At 40.0% G+C, this 15,928-nt stretch carries 19 protein-coding genes; 14 read left to right on the forward strand and 5 right to left on the reverse strand.

Annotated features, from left to right (window positions below; all coding sequences use genetic code 11):
- The first annotated feature begins 30 nt into the window (after window positions 1-30).
- From ACOSV2_RS05180 to ACOSV2_RS05200, 5 genes are all read left to right on the forward strand, one after another.
- Complete coding sequence (locus ACOSV2_RS05180) at window positions 31-1,560, forward strand: glycine betaine uptake BCCT transporter (protein WP_428974200.1); 1,530 nt, start codon at window positions 31-33, stop codon at window positions 1,558-1,560.
- 234 nt (window positions 1,561-1,794) lie between these two features.
- A complete protein-coding gene (locus ACOSV2_RS05185; RefSeq protein WP_220154053.1) occupies window positions 1,795-1,911 on the forward strand; it encodes a YjcZ family sporulation protein in 117 nt (38 codons plus the stop codon).
- A 179-nt stretch (window positions 1,912-2,090) separates the two neighbouring features.
- On the forward strand, window positions 2,091-2,714 hold the full coding sequence (locus tag ACOSV2_RS05190; protein WP_428974201.1) for a lytic transglycosylase domain-containing protein: 624 nt from the start codon (window positions 2,091-2,093) through the stop codon (window positions 2,712-2,714).
- A 144-nt stretch (window positions 2,715-2,858) separates the two neighbouring features.
- Window positions 2,859-4,157: a protoglobin domain-containing protein gene (locus ACOSV2_RS05195; protein ID WP_428974202.1), complete on the forward strand. Its 1,299-nt coding sequence runs from the start codon at window positions 2,859-2,861 to the stop codon at window positions 4,155-4,157.
- 229 nt (window positions 4,158-4,386) lie between these two features.
- A complete protein-coding gene (locus ACOSV2_RS05200) occupies window positions 4,387-6,612 on the forward strand; it encodes a DEAD/DEAH box helicase (protein WP_428974203.1) in 2,226 nt (741 codons plus the stop codon).
- A 202-nt stretch (window positions 6,613-6,814) separates the two neighbouring features.
- Here ACOSV2_RS05200 and ACOSV2_RS05205 read toward each other — a convergent pair whose 3' ends face one another.
- Together ACOSV2_RS05205 and ACOSV2_RS05210 are read right to left on the reverse strand one after the other, a co-directional pair.
- A complete protein-coding gene (locus ACOSV2_RS05205) occupies window positions 6,815-7,159 on the reverse strand; it encodes an Hsp20/alpha crystallin family protein (RefSeq protein ID WP_428974204.1) in 345 nt (114 codons plus the stop codon).
- Between the two features lie 224 nt (window positions 7,160-7,383).
- Window positions 7,384-7,521: a small acid-soluble spore protein P gene (locus ACOSV2_RS05210; RefSeq protein ID WP_148968976.1), complete on the reverse strand. Its 138-nt coding sequence runs from the start codon at window positions 7,519-7,521 to the stop codon at window positions 7,384-7,386.
- Window positions 7,522-7,638: 117 nt separating this feature from the next.
- Here ACOSV2_RS05210 and ACOSV2_RS05215 point away from each other — a divergent pair, with 117 nt between their 5' ends.
- Entirely contained in the window at window positions 7,639-7,899 is a 261-nt protein-coding gene (locus tag ACOSV2_RS05215; RefSeq protein ID WP_428974205.1) for a hypothetical protein, read from the forward strand.
- A gap of 168 nt (window positions 7,900-8,067) precedes the next feature.
- On the opposite strand, the gene sspO is transcribed toward ACOSV2_RS05215, so the two are convergent.
- Complete coding sequence (gene sspO / locus ACOSV2_RS05220) at window positions 8,068-8,217, reverse strand: small acid-soluble spore protein O (protein WP_113967856.1); 150 nt, start codon at window positions 8,215-8,217, stop codon at window positions 8,068-8,070.
- Between the two features lie 326 nt (window positions 8,218-8,543).
- Between sspO and acnA the strand changes: the two genes are divergently transcribed.
- The 7 genes from acnA to ACOSV2_RS05255 all read left to right on the forward strand — a co-directional run bounded on the left by acnA (window position 8,544) and on the right by ACOSV2_RS05255 (window position 13,816).
- Window positions 8,544-11,255, forward strand: a complete 2,712-nt coding sequence (gene acnA / locus ACOSV2_RS05225; protein ID WP_397551347.1) for an aconitate hydratase AcnA — start codon at window positions 8,544-8,546, stop codon at window positions 11,253-11,255.
- Window positions 11,256-11,407: 152 nt separating this feature from the next.
- Complete coding sequence (locus tag ACOSV2_RS05230) at window positions 11,408-11,995, forward strand: peroxiredoxin family protein (protein ID WP_428974206.1); 588 nt, start codon at window positions 11,408-11,410, stop codon at window positions 11,993-11,995.
- A gap of 158 nt (window positions 11,996-12,153) precedes the next feature.
- On the forward strand, window positions 12,154-12,300 hold the full coding sequence (locus tag ACOSV2_RS05235) for an FbpB family small basic protein (RefSeq protein WP_428974207.1): 147 nt from the start codon (window positions 12,154-12,156) through the stop codon (window positions 12,298-12,300).
- Window positions 12,301-12,405: 105 nt separating this feature from the next.
- Window positions 12,406-12,549, forward strand: a complete 144-nt coding sequence (locus tag ACOSV2_RS05240) for an acid-soluble spore protein N (RefSeq protein WP_044336998.1) — start codon at window positions 12,406-12,408, stop codon at window positions 12,547-12,549.
- A gap of 83 nt (window positions 12,550-12,632) precedes the next feature.
- The gene (gene tlp, locus ACOSV2_RS05245) at window positions 12,633-12,860 is read left to right on the forward strand and encodes a small acid-soluble spore protein Tlp (protein ID WP_113967860.1); all 228 of its coding nucleotides are present in this window, start codon (window positions 12,633-12,635) and stop codon (window positions 12,858-12,860) included.
- 165 nt (window positions 12,861-13,025) lie between these two features.
- Window positions 13,026-13,442, forward strand: a complete 417-nt coding sequence (locus ACOSV2_RS05250; RefSeq protein ID WP_428974208.1) for an acyl-CoA thioesterase — start codon at window positions 13,026-13,028, stop codon at window positions 13,440-13,442.
- A gap of 65 nt (window positions 13,443-13,507) precedes the next feature.
- A complete protein-coding gene (locus tag ACOSV2_RS05255) occupies window positions 13,508-13,816 on the forward strand; it encodes a hypothetical protein (RefSeq protein ID WP_397551343.1) in 309 nt (102 codons plus the stop codon).
- A 36-nt stretch (window positions 13,817-13,852) separates the two neighbouring features.
- On the opposite strand, the gene ACOSV2_RS05260 is transcribed toward ACOSV2_RS05255, so the two are convergent.
- Entirely contained in the window at window positions 13,853-14,143 is a 291-nt protein-coding gene (locus tag ACOSV2_RS05260) for a HesB/YadR/YfhF family protein (protein ID WP_428974209.1), read from the reverse strand.
- A gap of 129 nt (window positions 14,144-14,272) precedes the next feature.
- Here ACOSV2_RS05260 and ACOSV2_RS05265 point away from each other — a divergent pair, with 129 nt between their 5' ends.
- Window positions 14,273-14,533 (forward strand): hypothetical protein, encoded by a 261-nt coding sequence (locus ACOSV2_RS05265; RefSeq protein ID WP_428974210.1) that lies wholly within the window; start codon window positions 14,273-14,275, stop codon window positions 14,531-14,533.
- Window positions 14,534-14,638: 105 nt separating this feature from the next.
- Here ACOSV2_RS05265 and ACOSV2_RS05270 read toward each other — a convergent pair whose 3' ends face one another.
- The gene (locus ACOSV2_RS05270; RefSeq protein WP_428974211.1) at window positions 14,639-15,805 is read right to left on the reverse strand and encodes a CapA family protein; all 1,167 of its coding nucleotides are present in this window, start codon (window positions 15,803-15,805) and stop codon (window positions 14,639-14,641) included.
- Between the last annotated feature and the right edge of the window lie 123 nt (window positions 15,806-15,928).

Genomic DNA, 15,928 nt, shown 5'->3' on the forward strand with positions numbered 1-15,928 from the left:
AAATACATTGAAAATGGAAAGGAGAATTTTATGAAGAGGATATCAAATGTTTTCTGGATTACCATTGCATTAGTTGCAGCTTGTGTTGCCTACGGTGTCATCGCGCCAAAGTCATTCGAAAGTGTAACAGCTGATATGCAAAGCTTTATTACCTCAACATTCGGTTGGTATTATCTTATTTTAGTCACAGTGATTGTTATTTTCTGCGTATTCTTGATCTTTAGTCCAATCGGAACGATAAGATTAGGAAAGCCAGACGAGAAACCTGAGTACACGAAAGGAACATGGTTCGCCATGTTGTTTAGTGCAGGGATGGGAATCGGTTTAGTATTCTGGGGGGCAGCCGAGCCGCTGTCACACTATTTGACGCCTCCACTTGCTGAAGGTGGAACAAATCAGGCGATTAAAGAATCAATGCGCTATACGTTCTTCCACTGGGGAATACATGCGTGGGCGATCTATGCGATTGTCGCTCTAGCACTTGCTTATTATAAGTTCCGTAAAGATGAGCCCGGCTTAATCTCAGCTACATTGAAACCGATCTTTGGAGATAAAGTGAACGGTCCACTGGGAACGATCATTGATGTACTTGCTGTATTCGCCACTGTTGTCGGTGTTGCCACAACCCTTGGTTTCGGTGCAGCGCAAATTAACGGAGGACTTTCATACTTACTGGGAGTTCCAAATAATTTCACCGTTCAGTTCATTATCATTGCGGTTGTAACCGTCTTATTTATGATATCTGCATGGTCTGGATTAAGTAAGGGAATTAAATACTTATCTAATACGAATATGGTACTGGCAATTGGACTGTTCGTGTTAATGTTCTTTATCGGACCTACATTGCTCATCCTGAATATGTTCACTGATACAATCGGTGCTTATATTCAAAATATCGCTGCCATGAGTTTCCGGATTGCACCATTAAATGAAGAGCATCGCGGGTGGATCAATGGCTGGACGATTTTCTATTGGGCATGGTGGATTTCCTGGTCTCCATTCGTTGGAATCTTCATCGCACGTGTATCGCGAGGCAGAACCATTCGTGAATTCTTAATCGGTGTACTCCTGCTGCCTGCTTTAGTCAGTTTCATTTGGTTCGCTACTTTTGGTACATCTGCCATTGAAATTCAACAAGCAGGAACAGATTTATCAAGTTTGAATACAGAAGAGGTATTATTTGCTATATTTAACGGTTTTGAATGGTCAACGATCCTTTCAGTCATTGCCATCACGTTAATCGGAACCTTCTTTATAACGTCTGCTGACTCAGCTACATTCGTTCTGGGAATGCAAACAACCTATGGATCATTAACTCCACCTAACTATGTGAAGTTAACTTGGGGGATTGCTCAGTCTACTGTTGCATTAATCCTACTCTATAGTGGAGGATTACAGGCCTTACAGAATGCATTGATTGTTGCGGCTTTACCATTCTCGGTCATTATGGCCCTGATGATGGTGTCTCTGTATAAATCACTGAATCAAGAGAAAAAAGAGCTTGGATTATACATCAAACCTAAGCCAAGAAAACCGAAAGAACCGAAAGGACATATGTAAGAATCGGTTTAGCGCCTGGAATTTTTCCAGGCGTTTTTTTTTGCATATCGAGCACTTCCTATCTAGACATTTTACTCATTTTTCCCTCCTCCATGATATGCAAAACCCACTGTTCATAGGTAATCTGCTGCAGATGTATTTCATAGTCAAAAAGTAAATGCTGATTTTAATTAACCTACAATTTGTCCACTACATACATTAATATCGTAGTAAGATAACTGGAGGTGACTGATGATGTATGGATACCCTGGATATGGATATGGCTGCGGTGGTGGTTACGCTGGTGGCTTTGCGTTAATCGTAGTTTTATTCATCCTATTAATTATCGTTGGAGCAGCGTTTGTTTGTTAAAAATAAATAAATAATGGTTAGATGACCTCAAACCAAAGTCAATGATTCCTCCACCAATATCCGGTGAAGGAAGAACCGACTACAGGGGTCATCTTTTTTTATACATAATGATTGTCACAGAGTGGTTCTCGTATTAGAATACAAGAGGAATCAATATTCTTGTAAAGGATCGAGCCTCGATGACTAAAAAATCCGCCACAAAAAAGCGTCCCAGTAAGAAAAAACGGTCATCACCATTTACGATCGTCCTTATACCCATCATCGTTCTAGCTATTTATTATGCCGTAAATAATGGAGAAGCCACTTATACCCTGTCCTCATTCGGTAAAGAGGAGGTACCTCCCGAATATATTCCCATTTATAAAGCAGCTGAAGAGGAATACGGGGTACCATGGTATTTACTGGCTGCCCATCACCGGGTCGAAACGAAGTTCTCCACCATGAGGACTCTTGTGTCTCCTGTGGGAGCTGAGGGACACATGCAATTCATGCCATGTACATTTGTCGGCTGGTCACACCCCAGTTGCTCAGGCTTAGGGAAGGGGAGTATCCCGCAAAACCAAAAAACAGACCCTGACGTCATTGAAAAGTATGGTGGATATGGTGTCGATGCAAATGGAGATGGAATAGCCGATCCATTTCAAATTGAGGATGCCGTGTATAGTGCTGCAAACTATTTGGAACGAAATGGAGCAGCAGATGGAAAAATCGAACAAGCCGTATTTGCCTACAATCATAGCGAAAAATATGTAGAAGATGTTTTGTACTATGCAGAGCGATTTGTAGAAGATGAAGAAGAGTAGTCAAGCAGGGCTATGTGTATTCTTAATATTGTCACTAAATCTCTAAAACACCCATACTCACCAGGGTGTTTTTTTGTTATGGTAGTAAAGTATCATTACCAAAAAAGGAATTTTTTTCTTAGAAAATAACAAAGAGGGGTAACCATGCTGCTATTAAAGAGGAAATCAAAACAAGAGAACGTTAACAGATTAAACGAAGAATCGAGATTGCCTGAAGTAAGCATAACAGTTTCACCGGGTGTAAAAAAACAACTAGAAATGATCCAATTGTCAGAAGCAGATTTAGCTGTGTTACGTTCAACGAAACGGTATTTAGAGGAGAATATACAAGAAATTATCGATGGTTTCTACCATCCAATCGAAAATAACCCAGTCCTACTAGCAATTATCGAAAGATACAGCTCCATCGACAGATTAAAACAAACACTTGCCGTCCATATTGCTGAAATGACGAACGGAATCATTGATACGCCGTTTATAGAAAAACGAAGAAAAATTGCAACTATGCATATCCATATAGGCTTACCTACAAAATGGTATATTGCTTCATTCCAAAATCTTCAAACCACCCTTTTTAAAGTAATGTACCGACACGTTACCCATATGGAAGATTACAACAACGTCATCAATGCATTCACTAAGATTCTAAACCTTGAACAGCAATTAGTTTTAGAGGCATATGAAGAAGAAATAGAAGAAATCAGAGCCACCTCACTGCGTTTAAAAGAAAAGATGACGGAAAGGGTTCATGAAGCATCGACAAGTTTATCTGCTATTTCAGAAGAGTCGATGGCTTCTTTAGATTCAATTAATGATCGAATGAGCGAAGTTAGTATTTTAACTACAAAAGGAACTCAATCTATCGAAAAAATCAGTCATTTCTCTACTGAAGGAAAAGATAAGATGGGTGTTCAAAAAGAACATATGAGTAAAATTCTTTCAGATATGAGAGAAATGCTGAAGGAAATCTATCAATTGCAACAAATTTCGAATCAGATTTTTGATATTGTTGCCATCGTTCAAACCATTGCAGAGCAAACAAATTTACTATCTCTTAACGCAAGTATAGAGGCAGCACGCGCCGGAGAACATGGAAAGGGATTTGCTATAGTGGCAGAAGAGGTTCGGAAGCTTTCAGATCAAACGAAAAGTTCGGTCACCAATGTATCAAGTCTAATTTCAGGCACGAAACAGCAAGTTGATAAAATTTCCGCTTATATCATTTCAGTTGAAGAACTTGCTAAAAATGGTATGGGCTCAACAAATAAAGCCCATATCTTCTTTGAGGAAATAGTAGAATCCATTGGCTCGTCTAAAAGCCAAAGTGAACAAGTTGAAGTAGAAATGAAAGAAATTTCCTTAGCTGTGGATGAGATATCAAAAGCCATTTCTCAATTAACGATATCTGCAGAGCAATTAAATCGTTTAACATCTGAACTATAATAAGCGCAAGAACCGATTGCATAGATCGGTTCTTTTTTACATTTAGTGTGATTTTATACGCTTGCTATTCCTTATTCGAAAATTATGCAAACTGGGAACAACATCACCTGAACTCTAACTATCCCCAATAAGAATTTCCCGAAAATCCAATCCATTTACCATATACACTCACGTAATAAATTGTTATGATAAGGTTCTTGATTTTTTACGTATGGCAAAGGTGATTCAGATGAAAACGACAAAAATGATAGAAGAGTGGCAAACCGCTCTGGACATGGAAATTCTCCAACTAAAAAAACGGGAAACATCTGGAGTTTTGATAGAAGAAGGCAGATGTATCCGAAAAGAAGAAAATGCCTATATTTATTGGTTCACCCTTAGTTATCCTGCGTCTTTACCAGAAGGAGGAGGCGTAGTTTATAAAAGGAAGCAAACAAGGATCACAGGGGTGGTGATCAGTTCAGAGGACCGGGAGTGCATGATTGAATTCGATCAGTTCATAGGAGATACCATTTCTTATGGTCAAATATTGCATGAACCATGGGAAATATTAGAGAAGTTAATAGAAAGATTAGAGGAAGCAAAAGAGCGCCACGGAAAAACACAGCGTATTCACCATGTGTTGAATCCAATGAAAGAAACAAGGCATCCTAAGACTACGTTTAAGAACCCTTTACACGAAGCATATGTGCGCAGTAAGTATAATCCTGTCACGTACCTATGGGGACCACCTGGAACAGGAAAAACCTATACGCTTGCCAGAGTCGCCGCTTATCATTATTCTGAAGGAAAAAAAGTGCTGCTTCTTTCCCATAGTAATGCTGCAGTCGATGTCTTAATAGAAGAAATGCATCACTTTCTCAGCAGCCACAATCGGTGGAAGAGAGGGGAAGTCATCCGCTATGGTACCAGCCGGAAAGCGTATAGTGAAGGTGTCACAGATTTAAGCGTGCTTCAATTATTAGAACAACTTGATCCCAGTCTTGCAGAGGAAAAAGGAAAGGTCGAAACCTACCGGAGAAGGTTAAAAAATAAACTGGCTAAAACGTATTCAAGTTATGATTCAGATCGGTTGTCTCAACTTGAGGTTCATTATCAAAAAATCAAAGAAAAGTTTAAACGAAGAGAAGGTGAACTTGTCACAGACGCAAGGGTCATCGGTACGACTCTCTCTAAAGCTGCGATTGATGGCATTCTTTATGAGGAAGAGTTTGACCTTGTTATCGTGGATGAGGCAAGTATGGCGTATATACCTCAGGTAGCATTTGCTGCCTCCCTTGGAAAAAAGATCATTATTTGCGGAGATTTCAAACAGCTCCCGCCTATTTCTACGTCCTTTCATCCGATGGTAACCAAATGGCTGAGGGAAGACATCTTTCATTCGGCACAGGTAGCAAACGCCGTTGATGAAAGCAAGGACCACCCTCAATTATTATTACTTCCAGAACAGCGGCGAATGCATCCAAGTATTTCGGCATTTACCAATCACTTTATTTACCATTCGAAGGTTGGCGATCACCATTCAGTAGGACAGATGAGAGCGGAGATTACGAATAAAATGCCTTTCCCTTCTTATGGAGCGGTGTTATTTTCACTCAAAGAAGGTACGGAATGGGCAGAGACGCAAAAAGGCTCCCGTTGGAATGTCCTATCCAGCTTAGCGACGATCAACCTTATTTCCGAAGCAATCGAGGATGGTATTCAATCAATTGGGATCGTGACCCCCTACCGTGTGCAAGCGAAATGGTATAACCTTTTACTGACCGAGTTGGTAAAGACCACACATCCGCAAACGAATTTATATGCCGCTACGGTTCATGGCTTTCAAGGATCGGAAAATGACATGATTCTATTTGATCTTGTTGATGGAACTTCCCATGGGAAACCAGGGGCACTACTTACTCGGAAAGGAAGCGATAGGCTACTGAATGTAGCGATTACGCGAGCGAGGGGAAAGTTCGTTCTTATTGCGAACGATCAATTTATTCAGGAGAAGACCCATTCTTCCCAACCCATTCATCAATTCATACGTCATCTTCAACAGGAAGGGCATAAGGAAACAAGTTCATCACTCACCCCTTTCTCGACCAAGAAAATGAAGTGGATGGATGTGAGTGAACTAACCAGACTCGCGAAAGATTTTAAGGCAGCCAAACAAAAAATCATAGTGAACGTGGGACTTGTGACAGATATCCCTGAAGAGATATTGAGCATATTACACACAGTATCCAGTGAGAAAAACGTCATACTTCAATGTAAAGACAGCAGAGCTTCGCAACCGGGAAACAGGATCAAAATAGGAAAAGCAACAACGGATATTCCATTCATCGCGTTAGATGAAAAAGTCATCTGGTTCAATTCTTTTTCCAAAGAAAGAAACCGATTTCCTTATCATGTGAGGATTTTATCAAAGAGGATCACTGGCCAATTCCTCAAAATGATCGAAGAAAAATAAGCGGGGGGCCTTTGAAGATTAGTAGCTCTCTTAAATAGGTTAGGCATAATAACAGCAGAAAAAAGAGACTCGATTATTTTGCATGATGTAAAACGATAAACCGAAAGTCGTGAGTTTCTTGTAACATCGATTGACCCCCTATAAACATGTTTAAAGGTCTGAAGTGAAAACTCAGACCTTTTCATCTATTTAGAGAGGATGATTACTCATTAGATAACCCCTGGACCCGGATGACGAAGGAAGTGGGGGAGGGACATTCCTTTTTAGGGACATTGATTTCGATGGTATGATGCTCGATTGAATAGGTGATTGCCCGTTGCTTTAAACAAAAGGGAAAACGAATGGTTCGGTTTCTCACCTTGATTTCGTCTTTCATCAGTATCGATACTACCAATTGTGTGTCATTTTTCTTAATGATTAATTCCTCTGGATGAATATCTGCTGTTTCAATTTCTACGATGAACGATTCCGTTGTATCGAGGAAGTCGACTCTAAATTCTTGTTCATCCAATTGAACCGTAGCAGGATCCAATAGCCAATCCTTCATATTCTCCTCCCAGTTCTCTAAATAGAAACCCTCCCTTTCCTTGCTCATTTACACCTGACCCCCAACTTATTCTTTTACACATTGTATTCTTTCTAATTTAATTGGTGAGGGTGTTATAATCAGTATAAAGAATAAATGGGTTTCATTCTGAAACAACTTGTCAGACAAATAGAGGGAGTGCGGGAAATGTGATATCACATTTCCCGCACTCCCATATTGTTCGCTTACATATCGTGATGGCTATGTTGTTTTTGTCGGGTGTGATTGCGATTCTTCACTTTATGTGATCCACTTAAAGGCTCCTGTTGCCCAGACTGCTTCGGAGCATTTTTACGCATATCTTTGCTATCATTTTTGTTCATATGGCATCCCTCCTGTTCTTAGAATGCTTTGCTCTGAAACAGTTTATACATGGGTATAATTTTCAGCCGATCTGACCATACTAAAAAAGCTAATTTCAGAATAAGGAGAGATTATCCATGTCTTACCATAAGAACAAACAACAAGCTTACCAAGCTGCTGAGCAAAGTGTTACTGAAATACAGAATACAATCAATGAACTTGTTTTAGATGGAGCAAGTTACGGTTCACAACTGGCTCACTTGAAGAATGAAGTGAACGAAGCGTATCAACAAATTGAAAATGCACTTGAAGTGGCATCTGAGACACAAAGGGCGCAGCTCCAACAATTCAAATCAGACCTTTCTTCAATCGTCAGTGAAGTAAATGGGCAATCGTAAGGAATAAGAAGAAATAAAACCCGTTCTGCTATACATTCGCAGAGCGGGTTTTATTTTTGAACAAACAGGGTAGGAGAAAAGAGATGAAGATATTTTACATAAATGAGGTGACTAAACCAAACTGAGTATTTTCATGAGCCTCGATTGGTCAATCACACATCATTTCAATTACTGATTGGTTTTACGTTTTTTGTTAAATTGACGTTGAGCTTCAGTTAACGGTTCATTTGAATACTCTTCATTGTAACCGGCACCTTTTCCTTGTGCCTTCGCTGCATTCATCCCGTTAATTACATGGTTTGCTTTACGTTTAGCCATTGTAGAACACCTCCATAAGGATAGAATGCCACCATCATCAAGCCTTTATAAGAGGGAAAGGCTAGCAGATTTATTTTCTCACGATAATAATTTCATGCAACTGACACGTTTTGACATGGGGGAAAATGTTGTTATACCAATATTTTTCTAGAAACTTAAAGGAGTTTATTATTTTAGATAAGAAAAACTTATCAAAAACAATAACTTTATTGTTATTTACTTATGTAATCGCTTGTATTAAGATGTAAATGTGAGAAAAGTTCGTTAGTTTTTAGAACGAAAACTTTTCGACTTATTGTGTGATGTAGTTTAGAGGGGGAATCGAAATGGCAAAGAACGATGTATTTAATGCACGATCTTCTTTCGAACTAGAAGGAAAACGTTATCATTACTATCGTTTAAAAGCGCTTGAAGAAGCAGGAGTAACAAAAATTAATCGCTTACCTTACAGTGTAAAGGTATTGCTGGAGTCTGTACTTCGTCAGTTTGACGGACGCGTGATCAACAAAGACCACGTTGAAAATTTAGCAAACTGGGGCTCAACTGAAGTGAAAGATGCGGAAGTTCCATTCAAACCTTCCCGTGTCATCCTTCAAGATTTTACTGGAGTACCAGCAGTAGTTGACTTAGCGTCTTTACGTAAAGCAATGGCTGATATTGGTGGAGATCCACAAAAGATCAATCCTGAAATTCCAGTTGATCTTGTTATTGACCACTCCGTACAAGTAGATAAATATGGTACAGTTGGGGCCCTGCAAGCAAATATGGATCTTGAATTCGAACGAAACGCTGAGCGTTATCAGTTCCTTAGCTGGGCTCAAAAAGCATTTGAAAACTATCGTGCTGTACCACCAGCAACGGGTATCGTACACCAAGTTAACTTAGAGTATTTAGCGAATGTCGTTCACGCTGTTGAAACAACAGATGGCGATTTTGAAACATATCCAGATACACTGGTCGGTACTGACTCTCATACTACTATGATCAACGGTATCGGCGTGTTAGGCTGGGGCGTAGGTGGAATCGAAGCAGAAGCAGGAATGCTTGGTCAACCTTCATACTTCCCAATACCTGAAGTTATCGGGGTAAAAATGACAGGTGAACTTCCAAATGGAGCAACAGCTACTGACTTAGCTCTTAAAGTTACACAAGTATTGCGTCAAAAAGGTGTAGTAGGGAAATTTGTTGAGTACTTCGGAACAGGAGTAGCAACATTACCACTTGCCGACCGTGCAACAATTGCCAATATGGCTCCTGAATATGGCGCTACTTGTGGGTTCTTCCCGGTTGATTCAGAATCATTAGATTACCTTCGTTTAACTGGTCGTGACGAAGACCATATCAAAATGGTTGAGGAATATTTAAAGAAAAATGATATGTTCTTCACACCTGAAAAGGAAGAACCAACATATACAGATGTAGTAGAAATTGACCTTTCTGTAGTGGAACCTAACCTTTCTGGACCTAAACGTCCACAGGATTTAATTCCTCTTTCTGATATGAAAGAATCTTTCAATAAGTCAATTACAGCTAAAGAAGGCGTTCAAGGCTTCGGTTTAGATGCGTCTGAAATTAATAAAACGGCAAAGTATTCAACGGAAGATGGTAAAGATGTGGTTATGCCTACTGGAGCGATTGGTATCGCTGCCATTACATCTTGTACAAATACATCTAACCCATATGTTATGCTAGGTGCTGGTTTAGTAGCGAAAAAAGCAGTGGAGCTCGGAATGAACGTTCCTGATTACGTAAAAACTTCCCTGGCTCCAGGATCAAAAGTTGTAACTGGTTACCTTAGAGATTCAGGCTTACTATCTTACCTTGAAGATATCGGCTTTAACCTTGTAGGGTATGGTTGTACGACTTGTATCGGTAACTCTGGACCACTACGTCCGGAGATTGAGAAGGCTGTATCAGATGCTGACTTACTCTTAACATCTGTGCTTTCAGGAAATCGTAATTTCGAAGGTCGTATTCATCCATTAGTGAAAGCAAACTATCTTGCTTCACCACCACTGGTTGTTGCATATGCATTAGCTGGTACAGTGGACATTGATCTTCAAAAAGATTCTCTGGGTAAAGATAAAGATGGAAATGATGTATTCTTCAGAGACATCTGGCCTTCTCAAGATGAAGTCAAAGATGCTGTGAAATCTACTGTTACTCCAGAGTTATTCCGTAGAGAATACGAGCATGTTTTCTCTGAAAACGAGCGTTGGAACCAAATCAAAACAAGTAATGAGCCACTTTATAGCTTTGATGATCAATCAACATATATCCAAAATCCATCTTTCTTCACTGGATTAGCCACTACTCCAGAAGATATCCAAGGATTAAATGGACTGCGTGTTGTAGGTAAATTTGGTGACTCAGTAACAACTGACCACATTTCTCCTGCAGGTGCTATCGGTAAGGATACGCCAGCTGGTAAATACCTGCGTGCTAATAATGTTGAGCCACGTGATTTCAATTCATACGGCTCTCGTCGTGGTAATCATGAAGTCATGATGCGCGGTACGTTTGCAAACATTCGTATTCGTAACCAAATTGCTCCAGGCACAGAAGGTGGTTTCACAACGTACTGGCCTGACAATGAAGTTATGCCTATGTATGATGCGTGTATGAAATACCAACAAGATGGTACCGGATTAGTTGTTCTGGCAGGAAAAGATTACGGTATGGGATCTTCACGTGACTGGGCAGCAAAAGGTACAAACCTTCTTGGTATAAAAACGGTCATCGCAGAAAGCTATGAGCGTATTCACCGTTCGAACCTTGTAATGATGGGAGTGCTTCCACTTCAATTCAAAAAGGGTGACAGCGCTGAATCTCTAGGTTTAACAGGTAGAGAATCGATTTCTGTCAATGTGACAAACGATGTTAAACCTCGTGATATCTTAACAGTTACAGCTGTAGCTGAAGATGGAACCAAAACAGAGTTCGAAGTACTGGCTCGATTTGATTCAGATGTAGAAGTGGACTACTACCGCCATGGTGGAATTCTACAAATGGTTCTACGTAATAAATTAAAGGCGTAATGCCGGCTGCTAGCCTCGGGTCCTCCCGAGGCTTTTTTTATTTTTCTTTAGCAACCAATAAGGCGAAAGTTCACTTGAAATTCCATGACTAAATAGAGACAAGCTAACATAAGATGATAGTAATATCATTCCTATGAGAGGAGCACACTCCTTTGAAATCTATCTTTGGCATTTTGCTTGTGGCTTTATTAGTCTTCACGTTCTACATGGAGAATAAGTCAGAGCCCACTTCTATATCTGAAAGCACGTTCGGGCAAGCTGAGGAGTATGACCAATTAATCGATATAGAAGAAGGAGAGGTGTCGGAAACTACTCCTGTAGAGAACTACCCTGGTCCGAATGTCGGGGACAAGGCCATCGACTTCAAATTGGATACTTTATCCGGGGAATCCGTCACTTTATCTGAATTGAAGGGAAAGAAAGTAATTCTCAATTTCTGGGCTACCTGGTGTCCACCGTGTAAAGAAGAAATGCCGATCATGCAGGAGTTCTACACGAAATACGGTAAGGACATTGAAATACTGGCAATCAATATCGATCCCCAGTACAACGTAAAAGAATACCAAAAAGCAATGGGACTCACATTCCCGATCCTATTAGACAAAGACGACAAAATCAACAACGCCTACGACATCCTAACAGTCCCAACCACCTATATCATCAACGAACAAGGAATCATCACCAATAAACAAATAGGCGCCATCACCAGCCTTGAATCCTTCACCGCGCTAATCAAGTGAGGGACGGACCTCACTAATACAGAGCTTTCGATATTCAATCGTCCAAATCCCATAATCCGTCCAGAAATACAGCTCTACTATTGTGACCTTTGTTTAAAATATCTGACATTTGGATATACTATTTATAACAAACCACAATTGAGAGTGAGGGGATTGGATTGCGAAGACCGAGAAAAAAATCATTTGCAGACCTTGTGAAAGAAAACAAAAAGCAGCTTCTTCTGGATCAGGATGCCATTGATGCCATTGAAGAACGAATCGATGCCAGACTGGAAATTAAGCGCCCAATAAGCAAAGCCGAGTAAGGAATTACGAGGCTTATTTTTTTTGCCCCAGAAATAATTCTGCCAATTATTACGCCTTTTCTTCCTTCCCATTTTGGTAATGATACTAATAAGGAGGGGAAGTTAATGAGCAATTCAAAGGGAAGTCCGAATCATTTTGCACCAAACCATATTGGTACTCAATCAAGAGCAGCAGGCGGAAACAAGGGAAAACAAATGCAAGATAAGTCAGGTAAGCATGCGCAAGTCATCCAAACAAAGGGTGAATAACGCTTGTGACAAAAAATGAAAAGGGAACGGCCTTAAGGTCCGTCCCTCATTACACTCATTACAAATAGCAGGAGGAATGAAGGATGGCATGGGATAAACCGAATCCGGATGATCGCAGTGATAATGTAGAGAAGCTTCAAGGTATGGTACAGCATACGATTGAGAATATGGATAAGGCTGAGGAGTCAATGGCTTTCACAGACAGTGAAGAGCAGCTTCAGTCTATTAAAGCGAAGAATGAGCGTCGCAGAGAAAGCCTTGAAGCTTTCCGTAATGAAATTAAAGATGAAGCACATCAAACAGAACAATAAATCCGCAACCCGAACGGACAAGGCTCTTTAGAGTACCTGACTGTTCGGGTTCTTTCATCAATAATAGGTTAGCAGGCTCCACACTCTTAAGCCTATTTATTCAATGCCTTCTCCATCTATGTTAAAATGAGGAAGGATACTGACTAGATGAAGAGGGTGTAGAGGATGCATATTGCTGAAAAAAACATAGAGGTACGATACGCAGAAACCGATCAAATGGGTGTTGTGTATCATGCGAATTATCTTGTATGGATGGAAATAGGAAGAACGCAGCTTATTGAAGATCTCGGCTTTAAGTATGCTGATATTGAAAAAGAAGGGATTCTTTCTCCAGTTATCGATCTGAATATCAGCTATAAATCACCGGTTCGTTACGGGGATAAAGCATTTATTAAAACGTGGGTTGAAGAATATGATGGTCTCCGCATTACATATGCTTATGAAATTTATAATGGTCAAAACCAGCTGGCCATCACGGGACAATCGAAACACGTTTGCGTCAAGAAAGAAAACTTCCGTCCGATTTCTATACGTAAAATGTTTCCTCATTGGCATGAAGCATACGAGAAGGTAAAAAAGTAATTTCTACATATTGAAATATCTCTTGAAAACTACTTTACAGAAGCATGACAGAAAGGAAAATCTCCATGGCATTCGGGTTAACCAAACGTGAATTACTTGCATGGAAGCAGTGTGTGAAACGGGGAGAAATTGCATTTCTTACTCATTATTGGCTTGATGATCGATTCCCTCATGCCCGATCTGTCACGAAAGTGGGCTGTTGTGACCTTGATACATTAACACAGTGGGGAGATAAGTACGGGTTGAAGAAAGAATGGATTCATGAGAGGGAAGACGGTTTTCCTCATTTCGATCTACTGGGAGATATTCAATATGACATTCTTCTTAAAGAGGGGCTCCACGACCATATCTCACGCTTTATAAACCGAAAATGAAAAGGCTGGCGAATGCCAGCCGCTTCCCATGCTACCTTACTTTTTGTACTCATATGAAGGTTCTTGAAGCTTATCGTCAAACTCGACGTATAAATCATGACCATCAAAAAACCATAAATCTCTCTCTTCAATAAAAAATTCCCTTTTCTCGATTTCAATTCGTTCGCCGAGATCAACCGGTTCGTCTTTGTTCACTCCTAATGAAAAACTATCATGCAGAGGACTGGAACCTCCATAGCGTACATAAAAACGAACTTGATCGCCTTCCTCTACAAGCATTTCGTTCTTAAACCACGTTAGAGCTTCTTTTGAAATATGTATCTTCATTGATGAGACTCCTTTCTCTACAGGTATTCCTCCAGAGTGTTTCATGTTTCTTTACAAAGAAGGTTTCATTTCATATTATATACATAGAAATGAAGGAACATCTACTAATACGCATAAAGGATGAGATGGATGAATACACAAGCATTATTATATTACATAGGTGCATTTATATTTGCCGGATTAAGTGTATTGACTTTCCTGCAATTACACGATGCGAAATATCAGATAGAAGCCGGCACCTTTATTATCATTGCTGCCCTCATTTATTATGGGATGGTCACTCTATTCTTTAAGAGCAGCCGCAAAACTTTCTTGATTGCCAATGCCTTATTGGCTGTATTAGCACTTGGAGGCATTTTCTTTAATTCAGTGCTATTCGGTGGACATTAAAAAAACGAGCTTCCCGTAGTGGAGGCTCGTTTTTGTATACGTTAGAAAATTCAGGATAATACATGGGCAGATGGCTTTAGTAAATCAGCTTCAGCCGGCATTTTATTATTCAGGCAGGCCATTCACCATATGGGAAACCATTTCTTCTTCTGAATAACCAATCAGCCCATTCTTCTTAGCAAATTCAAGAGGGTAGATTCGGTAATTATTGTAATGATTTTCTGAAACAAAGGTTGGCTGGAATTCAATGGAAGGGTACGTAATTTTAGAACCGCCCGGATTCATCCTTTTTTCTACTTGAACCGTAACCATTCCTCCAATATCTTTGAAATCATCTTTCTGTCCTGAAAGAAAATTCCCTAATGAATAGATGACTACAGCATCACGGCCATCGCTCGTTTTATATGTTTGGATTGGCTGCAGAACGTGTGGATGATGGCCAAAAATGATATCAACACCATTTTCCGTTAACACATTTGCCAGTCTTTCCTGTTCCTCAGTAGGGAAGCGTTGATACTCATTTCCCCAATGCAAACTCAATACGACTAAATCAATGTTCATACTTTTAGCTTTCTTGACCTCTTCTATCATGTTTTGCTCGTCGATCAGATTGACTAAGTAGTCTTTCCCCTTTGGCACAGGGATCCCGTTCGTTCCATATGTGTATGAAAGCAGGGCAAACTTGATACCGTTTACATTGAAGGTGCGAATTATCTCCTTGTCTTCCTGACTTTTAAAGGCACCCACATATGGCATGGATATCTTCTCATAATAGTCGATTGCACTCAGAAGACCTTTTTCACCTTGATCCAATGAGTGATTATTGGCAGTCGTGACTGCATCCACTCCCACGTCCTGTAAGGATTTCACGATTTCTTTCGGACTATTGAAGAGCGGGTAACTGGAAACGCCAAGTTCCACACCAGCCGGGGTTGATTCCTGATTGGCAATCAGGAAATCAGGGGCAGCCAGCATGTCCTTGATTGGTGAAAACATAGGGGTGAAGTTATACCCGTTTTCATCTTTCGCATCATTATATACGGTATCATGGAGAAGAATATCTCCGATGGCGGCAAGTGTTGCATTTGACTTTATCGATTTCCCCGAGGCTTGAACTTCTTTCGTCGTATGGAGCAAAGGGTAGAGCTTCTCATTCTGTTTTCCTTCAGCAGAGGTGTTCCAGTCTGCGTATTGCTTATTTACAAGAAACCCGATCACTAAGAGTAAAGGAACACATAGGAATACTCCTGTCATTAATCGCTTTTGATTCATATTCATCATCCTTTATATTTACACTACCTCTATTTTACAAAATAAAAGGGAAAAGCGGGGCTTATTTATGAAAATACTGAAGTATATTATCATATTTTTGTGAATAATAAACTATTTTGTTTA

This window comes from Rossellomorea sp. DUT-2 (genome assembly GCF_052665285.1).

Excerpts from the sequence above, each read along its gene's own strand:
- ACOSV2_RS05195 (WP_428974202.1), top strand. The coding sequence starts at position 2,859 with ATGCTGCTATTAAAGAGGAAATCAAAACAAGAGAACGTTAACAGATTA.
- ACOSV2_RS05205 (WP_428974204.1), bottom strand. The coding sequence starts at position 7,159 with ATGAAGGATTGGCTATTGGATCCTGCTACGGTTCAATTGGATGAACAA.
- tlp (WP_113967860.1), top strand. The coding sequence starts at position 12,633 with ATGGCATGGGATAAACCGAATCCGGATGATCGCAGTGATAATGTAGAG.
- ACOSV2_RS05215 (WP_428974205.1), top strand. The coding sequence starts at position 7,639 with ATGTCTTACCATAAGAACAAACAACAAGCTTACCAAGCTGCTGAGCAA.
- ACOSV2_RS05240 (WP_044336998.1), top strand. The coding sequence starts at position 12,406 with ATGAGCAATTCAAAGGGAAGTCCGAATCATTTTGCACCAAACCATATT.
- ACOSV2_RS05265 (WP_428974210.1), top strand. The coding sequence starts at position 14,273 with ATGAATACACAAGCATTATTATATTACATAGGTGCATTTATATTTGCC.
- ACOSV2_RS05210 (WP_148968976.1), bottom strand. The coding sequence starts at position 7,521 with ATGAACAAAAATGATAGCAAAGATATGCGTAAAAATGCTCCGAAGCAG.
- ACOSV2_RS05190 (WP_428974201.1), top strand. The coding sequence starts at position 2,091 with ATGACTAAAAAATCCGCCACAAAAAAGCGTCCCAGTAAGAAAAAACGG.
- ACOSV2_RS05200 (WP_428974203.1), top strand. The coding sequence starts at position 4,387 with ATGAAAACGACAAAAATGATAGAAGAGTGGCAAACCGCTCTGGACATG.
- acnA (WP_397551347.1), top strand. The coding sequence starts at position 8,544 with ATGGCAAAGAACGATGTATTTAATGCACGATCTTCTTTCGAACTAGAA.
- ACOSV2_RS05270 (WP_428974211.1), bottom strand. The coding sequence starts at position 15,805 with ATGAATCAAAAGCGATTAATGACAGGAGTATTCCTATGTGTTCCTTTA.
- sspO (WP_113967856.1), bottom strand. The coding sequence starts at position 8,217 with ATGGCTAAACGTAAAGCAAACCATGTAATTAACGGGATGAATGCAGCG.
- ACOSV2_RS05250 (WP_428974208.1), top strand. The coding sequence starts at position 13,026 with ATGCATATTGCTGAAAAAAACATAGAGGTACGATACGCAGAAACCGAT.
- ACOSV2_RS05180 (WP_428974200.1), top strand. The coding sequence starts at position 31 with ATGAAGAGGATATCAAATGTTTTCTGGATTACCATTGCATTAGTTGCA.
- ACOSV2_RS05255 (WP_397551343.1), top strand. The coding sequence starts at position 13,508 with ATGGCATTCGGGTTAACCAAACGTGAATTACTTGCATGGAAGCAGTGT.
- ACOSV2_RS05260 (WP_428974209.1), bottom strand. The coding sequence starts at position 14,143 with ATGAAGATACATATTTCAAAAGAAGCTCTAACGTGGTTTAAGAACGAA.
- ACOSV2_RS05185 (WP_220154053.1), top strand. The coding sequence starts at position 1,795 with ATGTATGGATACCCTGGATATGGATATGGCTGCGGTGGTGGTTACGCT.